The sequence below is a fragment of the Tahibacter sp. genome, from assembly GCF_032229445.1.
GTDB lineage: Bacteria > Pseudomonadota > Gammaproteobacteria > Xanthomonadales > Rhodanobacteraceae > Tahibacter.
This window is the reverse complement of sequence record NZ_JAVTWC010000103.1, coordinates 16,633-33,283: the sequence shown is the minus strand read 5'-3', so window position 1 is coordinate 33,283 and position 16,651 is coordinate 16,633. Positions and strand designations below refer to the sequence as shown.

The window sequence follows — 16,651 nt, the reverse complement described above, 5'->3', positions numbered from 1 at the left end:
TCGCTCCCGCTACAGCGCAAGCCCTTGTCCCGCAAGGGCTTGGTCCGCGCTTCCCGGTCCGCTATGCTGCGCGATTCCGCAGCGCGCCGGGGCGATCCACGTCCGGCCGCGCCGCGCATGCCCTGCTATCGAAGGAATGCACTGGTGACGTCCACTACCGCATTGCGCCTGCCCGCCGAATGGGAAGCGCAGTCCGCCGTGCTGCTGGCCTGGCCCCACGCCGACACCGACTGGGCTGAACGCCTGGCGGATGTCGAAACGACCTATACCGCGCTCATCACCGCGATCACGCGCTTCCAGGATGCGATCGTCTGCGTGGCCGACGCGGACATCCGGTCGCACGCGCAAGCCTTGCTGCAGAATGCCGGCGCCAATCCGGCCCGGCTGCATTTCGTCGAGATCGAGTACGACGACACCTGGCTGCGCGATTCCGGCCCGATCACACTGAGCGACGGCAAGCATTTCCAGCTGACCGATTTCCGCTTCACCGGCTGGGGCGGCAAGTTCGAGTCCAGCCGCGACGACCAACTGGTGCAGGGGCTCATCGCACGCGGGCTGTTCGTGCCGGCTGCACACCGGCGCATCGATTGGGCGCTGGAAGGCGGCGGCATCGAATCCGACGGCGCCGGCACCATCCTCACGACCTGGCAGTGCCTCAGCCAGCGCCACCCGGAACTCAGCCGCGCGCAGATGGAACAGGCACTGCGCAATGGTCTGGAGGCGCAGCGCATCCTCTGGCTCGACCACGGCTATCTCGAAGGCGACGACACCGACGCGCATATCGACACGCTCGCACGCTTCGCGCCGGACCAGGCCATCGTCTACCAGGACTGCGACGATGCCGATGACGTGCACTACGCCGAACTCAATGCGATGGCGCAGGAACTCGCGGCGCTGCGCACGTCGGACGGACAGCCCTATCGCCTGCACGCCCTGCCCTGGGCGCGGCCGATCCGCGATGGCGCGCGGCGCCTGGCGGCGTCGTATGCGAACTACCTCATCGTCAACGGCGCGGTGCTGATTCCCGCCTACGGCGACGCCGCCGACGAGGAGGCCGCACGCGTCATCGGCGAGGCACATCCGGGCCGGGCCATTGTGCCCGTGCCCTGCCGTCCCCTTATCTGGCAGAACGGCAGCCTTCACTGCGTCACCATGCAGCTGCCCCGAGGAGTCGTCGCATGAAACGGCAGAGCTTGCGCGTCGCGCTGCTGCAGGAAACCGATCGCGGCAGCGTTGCGGCCAACCTCGACGCGATCGAGGCGGGACTGCGCGAAGCCACCGCCGCGGGCGTGGATCTCGTGCTGCTGCAGGAACTGCACAACGGCCCGTATTTCTGCCAGCACGAAAGCGTCGACGAATTCGACCGGGCCGAGTCGATACCCGGACCGAGTACCGAGCGCATCGGCGCGCTGGCCGAGGAGCTGAAGCTCGTCGTCGTCGCCTCGCTGTTCGAGCGCCGCGCCGCGGGCCTGTACCACAACACCGCCGTCGTCTTCGATCGCGCGCGCGCTATCGCCGGGCGCTACCGCAAGATGCATATCCCGGACGATCCGGCGTTCTACGAAAAGTTCTATTTCACGCCGGGCGATCTCGGCTTCGATCCGATCCAGACCTCGGTCGGCAAGCTCGGCGTGCTGGTCTGCTGGGACCAGTGGTATCCGGAAGCCGCGCGCCTGATGGCGCTGGCCGGTGCCGACCTGCTGCTGTACCCGACCGCGATCGGCTGGGATCCGCAGGACGAAGGCGCCGAAAAACAGCGCCAGCGTGACGCCTGGGTCACGGTCCAGCGCGGCCATGCGGTTGCCAACGGCATCCCGTTGCTGGCCTGCAATCGCACCGGCTTTGAGCCTGCGCCGGAAGGCGGCCGTGGGATCCAGTTCTGGGGCACGAGCTTCGTCGCCGGACCGCAGGGCGAATTTCTGGCCCAGGCCGGCACCGACCAGCGCGAGCTGCTGATCGCCGAGATCGACCTCAAACGCAGCGAGAACGTCCGCCGCATATGGCCGTTCCTGCGCGACCGGCGTATCGATGCGTACGGCGACCTGCTGCGCCGTTTCCGCGATTGAGGCCGGAGAATGTGCAACGGCGCGCGGCGACTGCGCTCCTGTGCCCTGCTCCAGATTTGCACAACCCCGCCGGGCGCTTCGCGCAGGGCCGCCCCCTCGACTCGAGGTGGCTTCGATACCAGACGCTGGTTTTGCCTCAGAGATTCAACCATGACGACCGAAGAGCCCCGTGACGACTGAAGACCCCCGCCCGGAAGACTTCGGGCCGCCTGATCCGTTGCAGGACCAGCCGATCCGCCGCATCAGCCTCAACGGCACCGAGTTCGTGCTGCTGGGCACGGCGCACGTGTCGCGCGCGAGCGTGGCCGCGGTGCAGGCGCTGATCGAGCGCGAACCGTTCGACGCGATCGCGGTGGAGCTGGACTCCAACCGCCATGCCTCGATGCGCGATCCGGAACTCCTGCGCAAGATGGATTTGTTCCAGGTTATACGCCAGGGCAAGGCCGGGCTGGTCGCCGCGAACCTGGCCCTGTCCGCGTTCCAGCGCCGCCTGGCCGAGCAGTACGGCATCGAGGCCGGCGCCGAGCTCAAGGCTGCGTTCGAAGCAGCCGAGGCGCGTTCGATCCCGGTCTGGCTGATCGACCGCGACATCGGCGTCACGCTCAAGCGCGCCTACCGCAGCGTCGGTTTCTGGGACCGCATGGGAATTCTCACCGGGCTCGGCGCGAGCGTGCTGTCCAGCGACGAGATCGGCGAACAGGACATCGAAAAACTCAAGCGTGGCGACATGCTGGAAAGCGCGTTCTCGGAATTCGCCAAGGAATCCGAACCGCTGTACCGCAGCCTGATCGCCGAGCGCGACAGCTACATGGCCGCGCGCCTGCGCGAAGAACAGATCAAGACGCCGGTGCGCCGCGTGCTGGCCGTGGTCGGCGCGGGCCACCTGGCCGGACTCGAACGCGAACTCAACGAGCAGAACGTGGCACCGGTGCCGCTGCGCGCAACATTGGATACCGTGCCGCCCGGTTCGCGCTGGCCGAAATGGATGGCGCTGGGCATGTTTGTCGCGATCGCCGTCGCAGTCGGCCTGCTGTTCACGCGCGACGCGGCGCTCGGCGCCGATGCGCTGCGCGACTGGATCCTGTTCACCGGCGGCCTGGCCGGCCTTGGCGCGCTGATCGGCGGCGGCCATCCGCTGTCGGTGCTGGCCGCCGCGATCGCGGCACCGCTGAAACCGTTCCGTCCCGGCATACCGCCCGGCGTGGCAAGCGCCGGCGTCGAGGTATGGCTGCGCAAGCCGCGCGTCGCCGACTTCGACAGCCTGCGTCACGACGTCAGCGTATGGACAGGCTGGTGGAAAAATCGCATTTCCCGCACGCTGCTGGTTTTTCTGCTGACCAATTTCGGCGGCATGATCGGCGTCTGGCTGGCGGGATTCCGTATCCTCAAGAGCCTGGCCTGAGCCTGGCCCTTCATCGACACGCGCGCGGCGACATCGCCGCGCGCCTCCGCACTGCGTTTGCGAGGTCTGCTGCACCATGAAACTTGCCCGCTTCCTGTTCAAACCCCGTTGGCAAAGCAAGGACGTGGCGACACGACGCGGCGCCGTAGCCGAGCTCAACGACGAGGAACTCGTCGCCGCGCTGCCGTCCATCGCGCGCAACGACAGCGACGCGAGCGTACGCCTGACCGCGCTGCGCCGACTGAACCAGTACGAAGCCTGGCGCGAACGCTCCACCGGTGACCTGGACAGCAGCCTGCGCGAGGTGTCGCGTGCGGCCTATCTGGCCATGTTGACCGGAACCAGCGCCGGCGTGCCGCCGCTGGAGCGGCGCATCGCCGAGCTGGACACCCTGTCTGGCGAAGAGATCGACCGCGTGGCCGCCCAGGCCACCGATACGGCGCTGCGCAGCGCCGCGCTGGAACGCGCGACGCGCCCGAGCCTGCTCGCCGAAGTCGCCGCCTCCGACGCGGATCCGAAGCTTCGCCTGATTGCGCTCTCACGCATCACCGACACCGACGCGCTGGCGCGTATCGCGGAGCGCACGCGCAAGACCGACAAGGTCGTCAGCCGCCTCGCCCGCGACCGCGCCGAAGCCGGACGCATCGCCGCCGGCGATGCCACGGCGATCGAGACGCGCGCGCGCCAGTTGTGCGAACGCATCGATGCGCTACTGTCGCGGCCGCGCAGCGAACGCACCGAGGAGCTGGCCGCACTCGATGAGGCCTGGACCGTCGTCGCCGGCAAAGCACCGCGGCAGCTCAACGAGCGCTTCGAATCCACGCGCAGCTTCCTGCGTTCGGACACGGAAGAAGCCGCCAACGAACGCAGCCGCTTGCGCGAGCTGCGCGCGCGCATAGAACTGGCCTTGGGCACCACCGGAGCCGACCCCGATACGCTCGACACGCTGGCACGTGAGGCGAGCCAGACAGTCGCTGCGAGCCGGCACGAATTGCCGGAGCGCGAACGGGTCGAGGCGCTGCTGGTGCAGCTGACGCAGCGCCTGGCACTGCGTGCCGTGCATGCACAGGCGGAGGCCGATGTCGCCGAGGTACAGGCGCAGGAAGTCGAGTCGAGCCGCGAGGCGAATCTCGAGGCGCTCGCGGCCCAGGCGCGCTTCGACGCTGCGCTGGAACGTGCGCAGGCGGACAAGGAAAAGCAGCGCGAGCAGCATCAGGCGCTGCGCCGCGATCTCGACAGCCTCGTGATCGAGCTCGAACAACAGCTCGAAGCCGGCGATCTCACGCATGTGGCGTCCACCCATCTGCGTATCACGAACCTGCTCGAAGGCCTGCCCGCGCTGGCACGCCACGACAAGCGCCTGCTGAACGCGGAAGCGCGCCTCGGAGAACTCAAGCGCTGGCAGCGCTGGTCCGGCAACGAGCGGCGCAAGCAGCTGTGCGAGGAGATCGAAGCGCTGCCCGGCCTGGGCCTGCATCCCGACGCGGTCGCCACGCGCGTGCGCGACGCACGCGCCGAGTGGCAGCAGCTCGACGCGATCGACGGGGACAAGGATGCACGCGGCAGCCTCGGTCTCGGCCGCCGCTTCCAGGCACTGTGCTCGCAGGCGCTCAAACCCGCGCAAGGCTATTTCGCCAAGCGCGACGAACTGCGCAAGTCCAACCAGGACGCGATCGAAGCGTTGCTTGCCGCGGCCGAAGCGGCGACCGGTGCGGACGCCGACATCGCGACCTTGACCGGGCAGCGGCGCGGCATCGCCGACGCGCTGCGCGCGCTGGACGGCATCGATCCGCGCGCGCGCAAGACGCTGGCGCAGCGGCTCAAGGATCTGCTCACCCGCATCGACACCCGGCTGGACCAACAGGCCGCCGATACCGAAGCGGCCAAGCGGCGCCTGATCACCGAGGCCGAACGCCTCGCCACGTCCGCCGACGCGGCCGCAGCCGCACGCGAAGTACGCGATCTCCAGGCGCGCTGGAAAGCCGTCGGCAACGGCCGACGTCGTACCGACGAAGCGCAGTGGAAGGAATTCCGCGGCCACTGCGACGCGATCTTCGGCCGCCTCGACAGTGCGCGACGCGAACGCGAGGAAGCCGACGTGGCGACTCAGGCACAGGCGCAGGCACTACTGGCCGAACTGGAACGACTGGCTCGCGAGCAGCCGGGGCAGGAACAGCCGCAGCACGATGAAGCACGCGACAAGCCGGTCGAGCACGAATCGGAAGGTGAGGTGCCGGGCGACGACGCTTCACAGCAGACCAGCGTCGAAAGCCAGCCGGCCCAGCGCCGCGAACTGGAGCAGCGCTGGGCCGCACTCAACGTGCGCGAACGGGACCTGCAGCGTCGCTGGCAGCAACAGCTCGACGCGCTCGATGCGCAGCACGAGAAGGCCCGGCGCCAGCGCCGCGACGCGGTGTTCAGCGATGCACTGGCGCGGCTTGCAGTGTGCGAGGCGATCGAACTCGGCCAGACCGATGCGGCGGCGGCCGCGGCGCAGTGGTCACCGCTGACGGAAACCGCCGGGACGCTGCAGGCCGCATTGCAGCAGCGCTTCGATGCCGCCGCGAATCACGCGGCCGCCGCGGATCCGGATGACGGCGAGGCCCGCCGCGACCTGCTGGTCGCGCTGGAATTCCTCGGCGCGATCGACACGCCGGCCGAGGACAAGTCGCGCCGCATGGATTTGCAGATCACGCGCCTGTCGCGGCACATGAGCGGCGACACCCGTCGCGGCGCACGCGAGGAACTGCTCGCACTGCTGCAGCGCTGGGTGGAGCTCGGCGCGCTGCCCGCGGCGGATGCCGCCGTCCTGCAGCCGCGCTTCCGCCGCGCCGTCGATGCAGCGCTGACCCAACTCGATTGACGCGAGTCGCCGGCCTCGGCGTGAGTCGGGGGGGCCGGGACGGCGGTCCGTCGTGCGCACGACCGACGGCACCGCGTGACGGACGGAAGCGCAGGACCGGCCGACCCAGCGGATCGGGTCCGGCACGCACACGGCAATTCCCTGCCCGCCCGGAACGCGACGGCTCCGGCCTGAATCGGTGGCCGGCCGACGCGATCGGCCGGACGCCCTACTCGCTCCAGTAGCGCCGACGCCGTGGACGGCAGTGCTCGATGTCCGTCGGCGGCGCACGCGCGGAAAAATACAGTCGTACACAACCAGCGTCAGCGGTATTGACCAGCGCGATACCACGCTCGCGGTAGCGCGCGACGACGTCCGCGTGCGGGTGGCCGAAACGGCTGCGGTAGGCGGCCGATACGATAGCCAGCCGCACCGACAGGCGGTCGAGCAGAGCCGTGCTGGATGAGCTCTTGCTGCCGTGATGCGGCACCAGCAGCACCAGCGGCGCGGCGCCGGCCGCGGTGGCGACCGACGCCTCGACACGCGCGCTGATGTCGCCAGTCAGCAGGATACGTGCAGCGCCGTTGTGCACGAGCAGCACGCAGGAGCGGTCGTTCTCGTCGCCACTCGCCGTTGTGTCCGGATGGATGATGCGGAACTCGACGCCGTCCCAGCGCCACGACTGCCCGGCGCGACACGGCGTACCCTGCCCCGGCACGATCGCCGCATCACCGAGCCACAGTTCACGCGGGCGCTGGCTGCGCAGCACGGCGGGCGCGCCGCCGGCGTGGTCCATGTCCGCATGGCTGATCACGAGGCCGTCGAGCCGCTGCACGCCCAGGGCGTGCAGCGTCGGCACGACCACGGCCTCGCCGAGATCGAATCCCGAGGGATAGCGCGCGCCGGTGTCGTAGAGCAACGCGTGGCTGGCGGTGCGAACCAGCACCGACAGCCCCTGGCCGACATCGATCACGCTCACGTCGAAATCACCCGCGCGCGGCCGCGACGCGGGAGACCACAGTAGTGGCAGCAGCAAGAGCAGGCCCAGCGCGCGCAACGGCTGTCCGCGCGGCAGCAGCAGCCACAACACACCCAGCGCCGCCAGCAGCAGCGCCGGCACGGTCGCCTCGCCGAAATGCCATTGCGCCAGCGGCCACTGCGCCTGCCACTGCAACAACCGCCACTGCGGCTGCAATGCCCAGGCCGCCAACTGCAGGAAAGCTCCGCCGAGCCACGGCAGCGGCACGATCAGCAACGCGCCGGCCACGGTCAGCGGGACGACGACGAAGCTGATCCAGGGAACGGCAACGAGATTGGCCAGCGGGCCGACCAGCGAACTCTGGCCGAAGAACCAGACCGTCAGCGGCAACAGGCCGATGCTCATCGCGAACTGCGCCGGCAGCAGTTCACGCCACCAGGGCCGTCGCCCCTGTGAGCCCAGGCTATAGACGAGCAGTGCCACGCCGGCGAACGAGAGCCAGAAGCCGGCGGAGAGAATCGCCAACGGATCGATCAGCAACACGGCCGCGAGCGCGATGGCTAGCGCCTGCTGCACCGGCAGGTCGCGGCGCAGCAGGCGCGCGAGGGCCAGCGCGACGAGCATCAGCAACGTGCGCAGCGTGGCCAGGCCGAAGCCGGCGAGGGCCGCGTAGAACGTCGCGGCGGCGAGCGCGAACGGCGCTTCGAGCACCGCCGCCGGCCAGCGCAGCGCAAGCGCCGGCCGGAGCCGCCATAGCTGCCTCGCGCACAGCGCGCCAGCCAGTGCGAGCATGCCGACGTGGAAGCCGGAGATGGCGATGAGATGACCGACGCCGGTCGCGCGCAGTACCGGCCAGTGCGCATCGTCCAGGCCGCGCTGGTCGCCGACGGCCAGCGCACGCAGCAGCGGTGCAACCGTTTCGCCTGCCAGGCGCCGGTCGATTTCGGTGGCGATGCGTTCGCGCCACGCGTCGATGCAAAACCGGGCGACATCGAGTTCGCGCGGCTCGCCGTCGCCGCGCACATAGCCCGTGGCGTGGATGCCGAGCTGCAGCGCCTGACGCTCCATGTCCAGGCCACCGGGATTGCTCGCGCCGCGCGGACGCTTGAGGCGCAGGCGCAACTGCCAGCGTGCGCAGGGCCTCAGTACCGGCGTCGCTCCGTACCAGGACACACGAATGCGCCCCTGCAGCGCGACCGGCACGCCGTCGCGCCGTGCATCCTCCACATGCAGGTCGATCCGCGTCGAATCGCCGCGCCGTGCGGGCAGATCGACGAGCCGCGCGCGCACGTCGAGATCCACGCCTTCCAGATCCCGCGGCAGGCGCTGCTGCATGGCGAGGTCGGCGCGCCAGCCGAACCAGCAGGCGCCGAGCAGGAACAGCGCCGCCCAGCGCAGCAGCGGCCAGCGCCACAACAGCAGCGCGCTGGCGCCTACGCCACCCAGCCACGGCACCGGTGGCAGCCGCTCCAGCAATTGCAGCGCAACGGCACCGACCAGCAGCGTGACGACGGCCGCAGGTGTCAGTGGATGGCGCAGCCACGCCGACGAGACAGCCGCGGCGGCACGCAGTAGGACAACAGGCGCAGGCATCGAATCCGTTCGCGGCCAGGAACACGGCCTGCAGCATCCGCCTCGCCGATCCCACGCGACAGCGGCGGCTGACGCGCCGGAGCCTGGGACTTTTCCGGGTGGCCGCGGGCAGGACCGCTGGCGGAGAAACGCGCGGCGCTCACGACACAGGCCTGTTGATCCGGACTGGGAGCGACGGGCGCGCGCGGCCGCGGCATCCGGCCTGCGTGCTTCGAGGAACGCGTAACGCTACGCCGGTTCCGCGAGACGACCGCCGTGCAGTTCCAGCATGCGGTCCATGCGCCGCGCGAGGCTGCGGTCGTGGGTCACGAGCACGAAGCTGGTGCCGACTTCACGGTTGAGCTCCAGCATCAGCGCGTACACCTGCGCCGCATTCTTCTCGTCGAGATTGCCGGTGGGTTCGTCGCCGAGCACGCAGGCCGGCCGCGTCACGAGCGCACGCGCGACCGCGCAGCGCTGGCGCTCGCCACCGGACATCTCGCCGGGCTTGTGCTCCAGGCGCTGGGCAAGGCCGACGCGCGCGAGCAGGTCGCCCGCTTCGCGGCGCGCTTGCACGATCGGCGTGCCGCGGATCAGCAGCGGCATGCACACGTTCTCGAGCGCGGTGAATTCGGGCAGCAGGTGATGGAACTGGTAGATGAAACCGAGCGAGCGGTTGCGCAGCTCGCCGCGCGCGCGGTCCGACAGCGCCGACATGCGCTGGCCGACGACGTCGATTTCGCCGCTGGTAGGCGTGTCCAGCCCGCCGAGGATGTGCAGCAAGGTGCTCTTGCCCGAACCCGACGCGCCGACGATCGCGAGTGTCTCGCCGCGCGCGAGGGAAAAATTCAGGTCGCTGAGCACATCCGTGCGCAGCGTGCCTTCCTGGTAGGTCTTGGCCACGTTGGTGGCACGCAGCACGACGGTATCGCTCACGGCGGAAAAATCCTTACTCATAGCGCAGCGCCGCGGCCGGCTGGGTACGCGCCGCACGCCAGGCCGGATACACCGTGGCGATCAGCGAGAATGCGAAACCCATCAGCGCGATCATGCCGACATCACCCCAGTGCATGTCCGAGGGCAGGTCGCTGATGTAGTAGACATCCGACGGCAGTACCGAAATCTGCAGCTTGTTCTCGACGAACTTGACGATGCTCTCGAGATTCAGCGCGAGCACGACGCCAAGCAGTGTTCCGATCGCGATGCCGATCACGCCGACGACGACGCCCTGCACCATGAAAACACCCATGATGCTGCGCGGGCTCGCGCCGAGCGTGCGCAGGATCGCGATGTCGGCCTGCTTGTCCTGCACCAGCATGACCAGCGTCGAGACCAAGTTGAATGCCGCGACCGCGACGATCAGCGAGAGGATCATGAACATCACGCGCTTCTCCATGGCGATTGCCTTGAAGAAGTTCGCGTGGCCCTGCATCCAGTCGCGCACGCGATAGAAATTGCCGAGTTCCTGCGACAGCTGCCGCGCGACGCCGAACGCGCGGAACATGTCGTCGAGCTTGAGGCGCAGGCCGTCGGGTCCGTCAACCTGGTACAGCCGCTGCGCATCCTGCAGGTGCACGATCGCGAGGCCGGCGTCGTACTCCTCCATGCCGATCTCGAAGATGCCGACGACCGTGAAGCGCTTGAGCCGCGGCACCGCACCGACCGGCGTCGCGCGGATTTCCGGCGCATAGACCACGACCTGGTCGCCGACGTCGACGCCGAGCTTGTAGGACAGCTCGCGCCCGAGAATGATGCCGAAGCCGCCGGCGACGAGGTCGTCGAGCTTGCCGGCCTTCATCTTGTGGTGGACTTCGGAGACCTTCGGTTCTTCCTGCGGCAGCACGCCGCGCACGATGGCGCCGCCGACGCGGTCGCCCTGCAGCATGGCTTCGCGTTCAATGAATGGTGCCGACCCGAGTACGTGTTCGTTTGCGGCAGCCTGTTTCTGCGCCCCGGTCCAGTCCTGCATCGGGCCGTCGACGCTGCTGATGGTCGCGTGCGAAACCATGCCGAGGATGCGTGTGCGCAGCTCATTGTCGAAGCCGTTCATGACCGAGATGACGACGATCAGCGCGGTCACGCCCAGCGCGATGCCGGCCATCGAGACCAGCGAAATGAAGGAGATGAAATGATTGCGACGCTTGGCCCGCGTATAGCGCAGGCCTATGAACAGCTCTAGCGGTCGGAACATGGCCGGGAGTCGCAATCCTTGGGAAACGGGTTCAGACCGGATAACCGGGCGAGAGTGCAATACGCGCCGCAGCAGCGCAAGGCAGCGCGGAAGCCGCGTTCAGCCGGAGGTCGGCGGTGCTTCAATGCGTCCCGTTTCCTGCGTCAGGCGCACGCGCAGGCGCCGGCGCGTGTCGCGATCGAGATTGTCGGGCAGCAGATGCACGGTCACCGTTTCACCGGCGGTGGTACGCAGCCGCAGCCGCAGCGACAGACCCAGCGCGCTCCAGTCGAGCAGTTGCGCACCCACGGCCGTCTGACCGGTGTCGAGCAGGCTCCACTGGCTGTCCGCATTCCAGCCTGCGCGCAGCCAGCGCACGCGCAGCAGCAGCGGCAGCCTCCACGCCACGAGCACGGCAATCGCCACGCAGGCCAGGATGGCGACGCCAGGCCAGCGGCGCAGTTCGCTGAGCCACACCGAGGCGGCCGCGAGCGCGGCGACGAGCAGCACAGCGGCGACGAGCAGCCGTGACGGCCGCAGGTCAAACGTGATCGCGCTGGCGGATTTCATCGACGATGGCCTGCCAGTCTGCGCGCGGCGCGCGCTCGCGTCCGACCAGCCAGTTCCAGAGGTCGGGGTCCTGTGCGTCGAGCAGGTCCGCAAACGCGTCCTGCGCCGCTGCATCGGACTGCGCGTAGCGCGCGTCAAGCCACCAGCCGACCAGCGCGTCGAGTTCACGCGTGCCGCGGCGGCAGCGCCAACGCAGTCGCGCGACCGTCGCGTCGCTCACGCGGGATTCCCGGGGAGCGTCGCGCGCGACCGCAGCAGCAGCCACGCCGCCAACGTGCCGAGCGCGCTCATCGGAAGCACGAAGACAAGGATCGCGAGCAGCATGACGGGGCCGTTCAGACTGGTCATGTTCATGCCGAGCGCGAACACCGCAGTCGCGAGCCAGCCGGTCAGCAGGCTGTTCCAGCCCCGCTCGGCCACCGCTTGCCGCGCGAGTGCGAGGAAGCCGATCGCAAACGGCGCGAGGTAGAGCCCAATCCAGCCGATCGGCGTACGGGCCAAACGCCAGCCATCGGGGCCGAGTACGCGAAACAGCAACCACACGGCAACGCCGGTGACCAGCCCCGCAGCGGCCACGTAGGCGACGAAGCGCAGCGCGCTGCGAAGCGCGGACGGCGCACGGGCCGGTACGGGCGCGTTACTGGCGTGTTCGTCGCTCATGGCGCGTCAGGCGCCCTGTCGCAGGACCATCAGCTTCTTGATCTCAGCAATCGCTTTTGCAGGGTTCAGCCCCTTCGGACAGGTGCGCGCGCAATTGAGGATGGTGTGGCAGCGGTACAGGCGGAACGGATCCTCGAGATCGTCCAGGCGCGCACCCGTGTCCTCGTCACGGCTGTCGATGATCCAGCGATACGCCTGCAGCAGCACCGCCGGGCCGAGGTAGCGGTCGCCATTCCACCAGTAGCTCGGACACGAGGTCGAGCAACACGCGCACAGGATGCATTCGTACAGCCCGTCGAGCTTGGCGCGATCGTCCTTGGACTGCAGTCGCTCGGCATCCGGCGGCGGCGCGGTCTGCGTGCGGATCCACGGCTTGATCGACGCGTACTGCGCATAGAAATGGGTCAGGTCGGGCACGAGGTCCTTGACCACGCTCATGGCCGGCAGCGGATAGACCGGCACTTCTTTTGCGCTGCAGTCGCCGACGGCCTTGGTGCAGGCCAGCGTGTTCGTGCCGTCGATGTTCATCGCGCAGGAGCCGCAGATGCCTTCGCGGCACGAGCGACGGAAGGTCAGGGTCGGGTCGATCTCGTTCTTGATCTTGATCAGCGCGTCCAGGACCATCGGTCCGCAGCTGGCCATGTCGACCTCGTAGCTGTCCACGCGCGGGTTCTGGCCGTCGTCCGGATTCCAGCGATAGACCTTGAACGTGCGCACCTTGCTCGCGCCGGCCGGGGCCGGGAAGTGCTTGCCCTTCTGCACTTTGGAATTCTTGGGCAGGGTGAACTCGGCCATCTTAGGGACTCCGTGAGGCGGCGATCGCCTCGATTTCTAGCAGCCAGGCGGGATCGAGCGTCTGCGCGACGATCACACTCAGGGCGGGCTGGTGGGAACCAAGCGTTTCGCGGCGAATCGCGCCGTTGCGGGCGGCGAATTCGCGCGACGTGAGAAACGTGGTGATCTTGACGAGATCGGACACGCCCAGGCCCGCGGCCTGGAGCGTCGCGACGATGTTGCGCCAGACGGCGCGGCATTGCGCGTCGAAGCCCGCCGGTACGCTGCCGTCGGCCAGTGTCGGGATCTGGCCGCTGATGAAGACCAGCTCCTGTCCCGCCGCGACACGCAAGCCGTGTACGTAGCCACCTTCGGGTGCGGCCACGCCGGGGGGAACGATAGCGGCGACCTCAGCCACGGCCCAGATTCCGCACCCACTGCCCGCTGAGCACGAAGCGCGGGAAGGTAATGAACTGCTCGACGAACACGCGGCCGATGAAATCGGCGGGACCGAGGAACGGCTCCGGCGCGTCGCGTTCGCGCTTGTGGCCAATACCCTGCAGTGCGAACGCGACGAGGGCGAACACGAAGGCGAGCAAGGCCGGGAGCCAGCGGCCCCAGGTCAGGAAACGCACGGTCGCGAGGATGCCGGCGATGAACGCGGGGACGAGGACGATGTGCAGCAGCAGGTTGGCCCGGTCGCGATGATTGCGCTCGTAGCCCTGCCACTGCCATGCGATCAGCCCACCCTCGCGCGCCATGGAGAATCCTCAGTACACGCGCGGCTTGGGCGGAACGACCTCGACGTCCGTGCTCATGGTGTACATGTGCACCGGACGGTAGTCGAACGCGACCTTGCCCTTGACGTCGACGTTGACCAGCGTGTGCTTCTGCCACTCGGCGTCGTCGCGGTCGGGGAAATCCTCGCGTGCGTGCGCGCCGCGGCTTTCCGGCCGGTTCTCTGCCGAATACATCGTGGCCACGGCCTGGCCGAGCAGGTTCTGCAGTTCCAGCGTCTCGATCAGGTCGGAGTTCCACACCAGCGAACGGTCAGTGACGCGCACGTCATCGAACGAGTCGAAGGTCCTGGAGATGTTGGCGCAGCCTTCCTTGAGCGTGGTGCCGGTGCGGAACACCGCGGCGTCCTTCTGCATCACGGCCTGCATGGTCGCGCGGACCTGCGCCGTGGGCTGGCTGCCGTTGGCGTTGCGCAGGCGGTCGAAGTTCGCCAGCGCCGCGTCGCAGGCACTGGCCGGCATGTCCTTGTGCGGCGCGCCCGGAGTGATGATCTGCGCAGCGCGGATGGCCGCGGCACGGCCGAACACGACCAGATCGAGCAGCGAGTTGGACCCCAGGCGGTTGGCACCGTGCACCGAGACGCAGGCCGCCTCGCCGATCGCGAACAGGCCCGGCACGACCGCATCCGGGTTGTCGCCGAGCTTGCGCACGACCTCGCCGTGGTAGTTGGTCGGAATGCCGCCCATGTTGTAGTGCACGGTCGGGATCACCGGGATCGGCTGCCTGGCGACGTCGACACCGGCAAAGATGTGCGCGCTCTCGGCGATTCCGGGCAGCTTTTCGTTGATGACCTCGGGACCCAGGTGCATGAGGTTCAAATGGATGTGGTCGGCATTCGTGCCGACGCCGCGGCCTTCGCGGATCTCGATCGTCATGGCACGGCTGACCACGTCGCGCGAGGCGAGATCCTTGGCGTTGGGCGCATAGCGCTCCATGAAGCGCTCGCCCTTGGAGTTCGTCAGATAACCACCTTCGCCGCGCACGCCTTCGGTGATCAGGCAGCCGGCGCCGTAGATGCCGGTCGGGTGGAACTGCACGAACTCCATGTCCTGCAGCGGCAGACCGGCACGCAGCACCATGCCGCCGCCGTCGCCGGTGCAGGTATGTGCCGAGGTGGCCGAGAAGTACGCGCGGCCGTAGCCGCCGGTCGCGAGCACTACCGCGTGCGCGCGGAACAGATGCAAGGTGCCTTCGGCCATGTCCAGCGCGATCACGCCGCGGCACACGCCCTCGGAATCCATGATCAGATCGAGCGCGAAGTATTCGATGTAGAAGCGCGCGTCGTGCTTGAGCGACTGCTGGTAGAGCGTGTGCAGGATCGCGTGCCCGGTGCGGTCGGCCGCGGCGCAGGTACGCTGCGCGGTGCCCTTGCCGTAGTGCGTGGTCATGCCGCCGAACGGACGCTGGTAGATCTTGCCTTCCTCAGTGCGCGAGAACGGCACGCCGTAGTGTTCCAGCTCGATCACGGCCGGAATCGCTTCGCGGCACATGTATTCGATCGCATCCTGGTCACCGAGCCAGTCGGAACCCTTGATGGTGTCGTAGAAGTGGAAGCGCCAGTCGTCCTCGCCCATGTTGGCCAGGGCCGCCGACATGCCGCCCTGCGCGGCCACCGTGTGCGAGCGCGTCGGGAACACCTTGGTGATGCACGCGGTGTTGAGGCCCTTGGCGGCCATGCCGAACGTGGCGCGCAGGCCCGCACCGCCGGCGCCGACCACGATCACGTCGTACTTGTGCTGCTGAATCTTATAACTTTGCATGTGCTCAGCTTCCGAGGGCGATGCGGACGATGGCGAGGACGCAGGCCACCGCGCCGAGCACGCAGAGGAATTTCACGGCCAATTGGAAAGCGATCTCCAGACCCGGGGAGTGGACGTAGTCCTCGATCACGACCTGCAGCCCGAGCTGGGCATGCCAGAACACGCTGAGCACGAAGGCCACCATGAGCACCGCGTGGACCGGATGCGCCATGAGCGTACGCGCGCCGGCGTAGTCCAGATGCACGAGGCTCAGCGCGATCCAGACGAACCACAGCGACAGCGGCACCAGGGCCACGGCGGTGATGCGCTGCACGGTGAAATGATGAGTGCCGCCGCGCGCGGAGCCGAGTCCCCGGACGGTCTTGAGCGGTGTGCGCAGATGCTTGCTCATGCTCCCCCCCGCTGCAGCAGCACGCAGGCCCAGACCAGCGCGGTCAACACCAGCGAGCCTATGACCGCGACCCAGCCGGTCATGACGAAGGTCCTGATCTGGAAACCATGGCCGGTGTCTTCGAGCAGATGACGCAGGCCGTTCAACAGGTGGTAAGCCAGCGACCAGGTCCAGCCCAGCAGCAGCAGTTGGCCGAAGACCGAACCGGCGCAACTCTGCACCTTGGCATAGGCCTCGGGTCCGATGGCGAGGCTGGCGAGCAGGCAAACGAGCAACACGGTGCCAATGGCCAGCGCGACTCCCGCAGCACGATGCAGGATCGAGGACACCATCTGTATCTGCCAACGGTAGATATCGAGGTGCGGTGACTTGGGTCTTGCCGCTTGAGGCATGGTCGCCATCCTTTACGCCAACCGGGGTTCCGATCCGACGCTGTTGCGAAACCGAGCGCGCGTTGCGGACATTACGCCGCGGACGTGTCCTCAGAAATCGATGCAGCGGCCATTCTTCTCCCAGTCGCCGTAGCGGGTCGGCTCCGGCCCCTGGCGGCCGCCGATTTCGCGTGGACGCGAGGCAGCGTCCGTTGGTGCGGGAGCACTGGGCTCTGGCACGTCGCGGTCAGGCGGAACTGGCTGGGAAGTGGATTCGGGCATAGGTATTGAAGCGG

Annotated in this window: 17 protein-coding genes; 4 read left to right on the top strand and 13 right to left on the bottom strand. The window is 68.3% G+C overall.

What is annotated here, in order from left to right; all coding sequences use genetic code 11:
* Positions 1 to 144: 144 nt before the first annotated feature.
* The 4 genes from RUU78_RS17980 to RUU78_RS17965 all read left to right on the top strand — a co-directional run bounded on the left by RUU78_RS17980 (position 145) and on the right by RUU78_RS17965 (position 6,331).
* Positions 145 to 1,182: an agmatine deiminase family protein gene (locus RUU78_RS17980; protein ID WP_313918846.1), complete on the top strand. Its 1,038-nt coding sequence runs from the start codon at positions 145 to 147 to the stop codon at positions 1,180 to 1,182.
* Entirely contained in the window at positions 1,179 to 2,066 is an 888-nt protein-coding gene (locus tag RUU78_RS17975) for a carbon-nitrogen hydrolase (protein ID WP_313918845.1), read from the top strand. The genes RUU78_RS17980 and RUU78_RS17975 overlap by 4 nt, the downstream gene beginning before the upstream one ends.
* A gap of 169 nt (positions 2,067 to 2,235) precedes the next feature.
* Entirely contained in the window at positions 2,236 to 3,468 is a 1,233-nt protein-coding gene (locus RUU78_RS17970) for a TraB/GumN family protein (protein WP_313918844.1), read from the top strand.
* A gap of 76 nt (positions 3,469 to 3,544) precedes the next feature.
* The gene (locus tag RUU78_RS17965) at positions 3,545 to 6,331 is read left to right on the top strand and encodes a DUF349 domain-containing protein (RefSeq protein ID WP_313918843.1); all 2,787 of its coding nucleotides are present in this window, start codon (positions 3,545 to 3,547) and stop codon (positions 6,329 to 6,331) included.
* Positions 6,332 to 6,539: 208 nt separating this feature from the next.
* Here the strand turns inward: RUU78_RS17965 and RUU78_RS17960 are convergent, their stop codons facing one another.
* The 13 genes from RUU78_RS17960 to RUU78_RS17900 form a co-directional block, all read right to left on the bottom strand.
* Complete coding sequence (locus RUU78_RS17960; RefSeq protein ID WP_313918842.1) at positions 6,540 to 8,882, bottom strand: DNA internalization-related competence protein ComEC/Rec2; 2,343 nt, start codon at positions 8,880 to 8,882, stop codon at positions 6,540 to 6,542.
* Between the two features lie 228 nt (positions 8,883 to 9,110).
* On the bottom strand, positions 9,111 to 9,818 hold the full coding sequence (gene lolD, locus RUU78_RS17955) for a lipoprotein-releasing ABC transporter ATP-binding protein LolD (RefSeq protein WP_313918841.1): 708 nt from the start codon (positions 9,816 to 9,818) through the stop codon (positions 9,111 to 9,113).
* The gene (locus tag RUU78_RS17950; RefSeq protein ID WP_313918840.1) at positions 9,811 to 11,052 is read right to left on the bottom strand and encodes a lipoprotein-releasing ABC transporter permease subunit; all 1,242 of its coding nucleotides are present in this window, start codon (positions 11,050 to 11,052) and stop codon (positions 9,811 to 9,813) included. The genes lolD and RUU78_RS17950 overlap by 8 nt, the downstream gene beginning before the upstream one ends.
* A gap of 99 nt (positions 11,053 to 11,151) precedes the next feature.
* Positions 11,152 to 11,601 (bottom strand): protein YgfX, encoded by a 450-nt coding sequence (locus RUU78_RS17945; protein WP_313918839.1) that lies wholly within the window; start codon positions 11,599 to 11,601, stop codon positions 11,152 to 11,154.
* Entirely contained in the window at positions 11,573 to 11,821 is a 249-nt protein-coding gene (locus RUU78_RS17940) for a succinate dehydrogenase assembly factor 2 (RefSeq protein WP_313918838.1), read from the bottom strand. The genes RUU78_RS17945 and RUU78_RS17940 overlap by 29 nt, the downstream gene beginning before the upstream one ends.
* Positions 11,818 to 12,261, bottom strand: a complete 444-nt coding sequence (locus tag RUU78_RS17935; protein ID WP_313918837.1) for a hypothetical protein — start codon at positions 12,259 to 12,261, stop codon at positions 11,818 to 11,820. Before RUU78_RS17935 ends, RUU78_RS17940 begins: the two co-directional genes overlap by 4 nt.
* Positions 12,262 to 12,267: 6 nt before the next feature.
* Complete coding sequence (locus RUU78_RS17930; protein ID WP_313918836.1) at positions 12,268 to 13,056, bottom strand: succinate dehydrogenase iron-sulfur subunit; 789 nt, start codon at positions 13,054 to 13,056, stop codon at positions 12,268 to 12,270.
* A gap of 1 nt (position 13,057) precedes the next feature.
* Entirely contained in the window at positions 13,058 to 13,453 is a 396-nt protein-coding gene (locus RUU78_RS17925) for a RidA family protein (RefSeq protein WP_313918835.1), read from the bottom strand.
* Positions 13,446 to 13,796 carry an Mpo1-like protein gene (locus tag RUU78_RS17920; RefSeq protein WP_313918834.1) on the bottom strand — a complete coding sequence of 117 codons (351 nt, stop codon included), beginning with the start codon at positions 13,794 to 13,796 and terminating at the stop codon, positions 13,446 to 13,448. The genes RUU78_RS17925 and RUU78_RS17920 overlap by 8 nt, the downstream gene beginning before the upstream one ends.
* Before the next feature lie 9 nt (positions 13,797 to 13,805).
* Positions 13,806 to 15,593 carry a succinate dehydrogenase flavoprotein subunit gene (gene sdhA, locus RUU78_RS17915; RefSeq protein ID WP_313918833.1) on the bottom strand — a complete coding sequence of 596 codons (1,788 nt, stop codon included), beginning with the start codon at positions 15,591 to 15,593 and terminating at the stop codon, positions 13,806 to 13,808.
* Between the two features lie 4 nt (positions 15,594 to 15,597).
* Positions 15,598 to 15,984, bottom strand: coding sequence for a succinate dehydrogenase, hydrophobic membrane anchor protein (sdhD, locus tag RUU78_RS17910; RefSeq protein WP_313918832.1), 387 nt, complete (start codon positions 15,982 to 15,984; stop codon positions 15,598 to 15,600).
* Positions 15,981 to 16,376 carry a succinate dehydrogenase, cytochrome b556 subunit gene (gene sdhC / locus RUU78_RS17905; protein WP_313918831.1) on the bottom strand — a complete coding sequence of 132 codons (396 nt, stop codon included), beginning with the start codon at positions 16,374 to 16,376 and terminating at the stop codon, positions 15,981 to 15,983. The genes sdhD and sdhC overlap by 4 nt, the downstream gene beginning before the upstream one ends.
* Before the next feature lie 90 nt (positions 16,377 to 16,466).
* Positions 16,467 to 16,637: a DUF1674 domain-containing protein gene (locus RUU78_RS17900; protein WP_313918830.1), complete on the bottom strand. Its 171-nt coding sequence runs from the start codon at positions 16,635 to 16,637 to the stop codon at positions 16,467 to 16,469.
* Positions 16,638 to 16,651: the final 14 nt, after the last annotated feature.

Coding starts and splice junctions, on each gene's coding strand:
- RUU78_RS17975 (WP_313918845.1), top strand. CDS start 1,179: ATGAAACGGCAGAGCTTGCGCGTCGCGCTGCTGCAGGAAACCGATCGC.
- RUU78_RS17965 (WP_313918843.1), top strand. CDS start 3,545: ATGAAACTTGCCCGCTTCCTGTTCAAACCCCGTTGGCAAAGCAAGGAC.
- RUU78_RS17960 (WP_313918842.1), bottom strand. CDS start 8,882: ATGCCTGCGCCTGTTGTCCTACTGCGTGCCGCCGCGGCTGTCTCGTCG.
- lolD (WP_313918841.1), bottom strand. CDS start 9,818: ATGAGTAAGGATTTTTCCGCCGTGAGCGATACCGTCGTGCTGCGTGCC.
- RUU78_RS17950 (WP_313918840.1), bottom strand. CDS start 11,052: ATGTTCCGACCGCTAGAGCTGTTCATAGGCCTGCGCTATACGCGGGCC.
- RUU78_RS17945 (WP_313918839.1), bottom strand. CDS start 11,601: ATGAAATCCGCCAGCGCGATCACGTTTGACCTGCGGCCGTCACGGCTG.
- RUU78_RS17935 (WP_313918837.1), bottom strand. CDS start 12,261: ATGAGCGACGAACACGCCAGTAACGCGCCCGTACCGGCCCGTGCGCCG.
- RUU78_RS17930 (WP_313918836.1), bottom strand. CDS start 13,056: ATGGCCGAGTTCACCCTGCCCAAGAATTCCAAAGTGCAGAAGGGCAAG.
- RUU78_RS17920 (WP_313918834.1), bottom strand. CDS start 13,796: ATGGCGCGCGAGGGTGGGCTGATCGCATGGCAGTGGCAGGGCTACGAG.
- sdhA (WP_313918833.1), bottom strand. CDS start 15,593: ATGCAAAGTTATAAGATTCAGCAGCACAAGTACGACGTGATCGTGGTC.
- sdhD (WP_313918832.1), bottom strand. CDS start 15,984: ATGAGCAAGCATCTGCGCACACCGCTCAAGACCGTCCGGGGACTCGGC.
- sdhC (WP_313918831.1), bottom strand. CDS start 16,376: ATGCCTCAAGCGGCAAGACCCAAGTCACCGCACCTCGATATCTACCGT.
- RUU78_RS17900 (WP_313918830.1), bottom strand. CDS start 16,637: ATGCCCGAATCCACTTCCCAGCCAGTTCCGCCTGACCGCGACGTGCCA.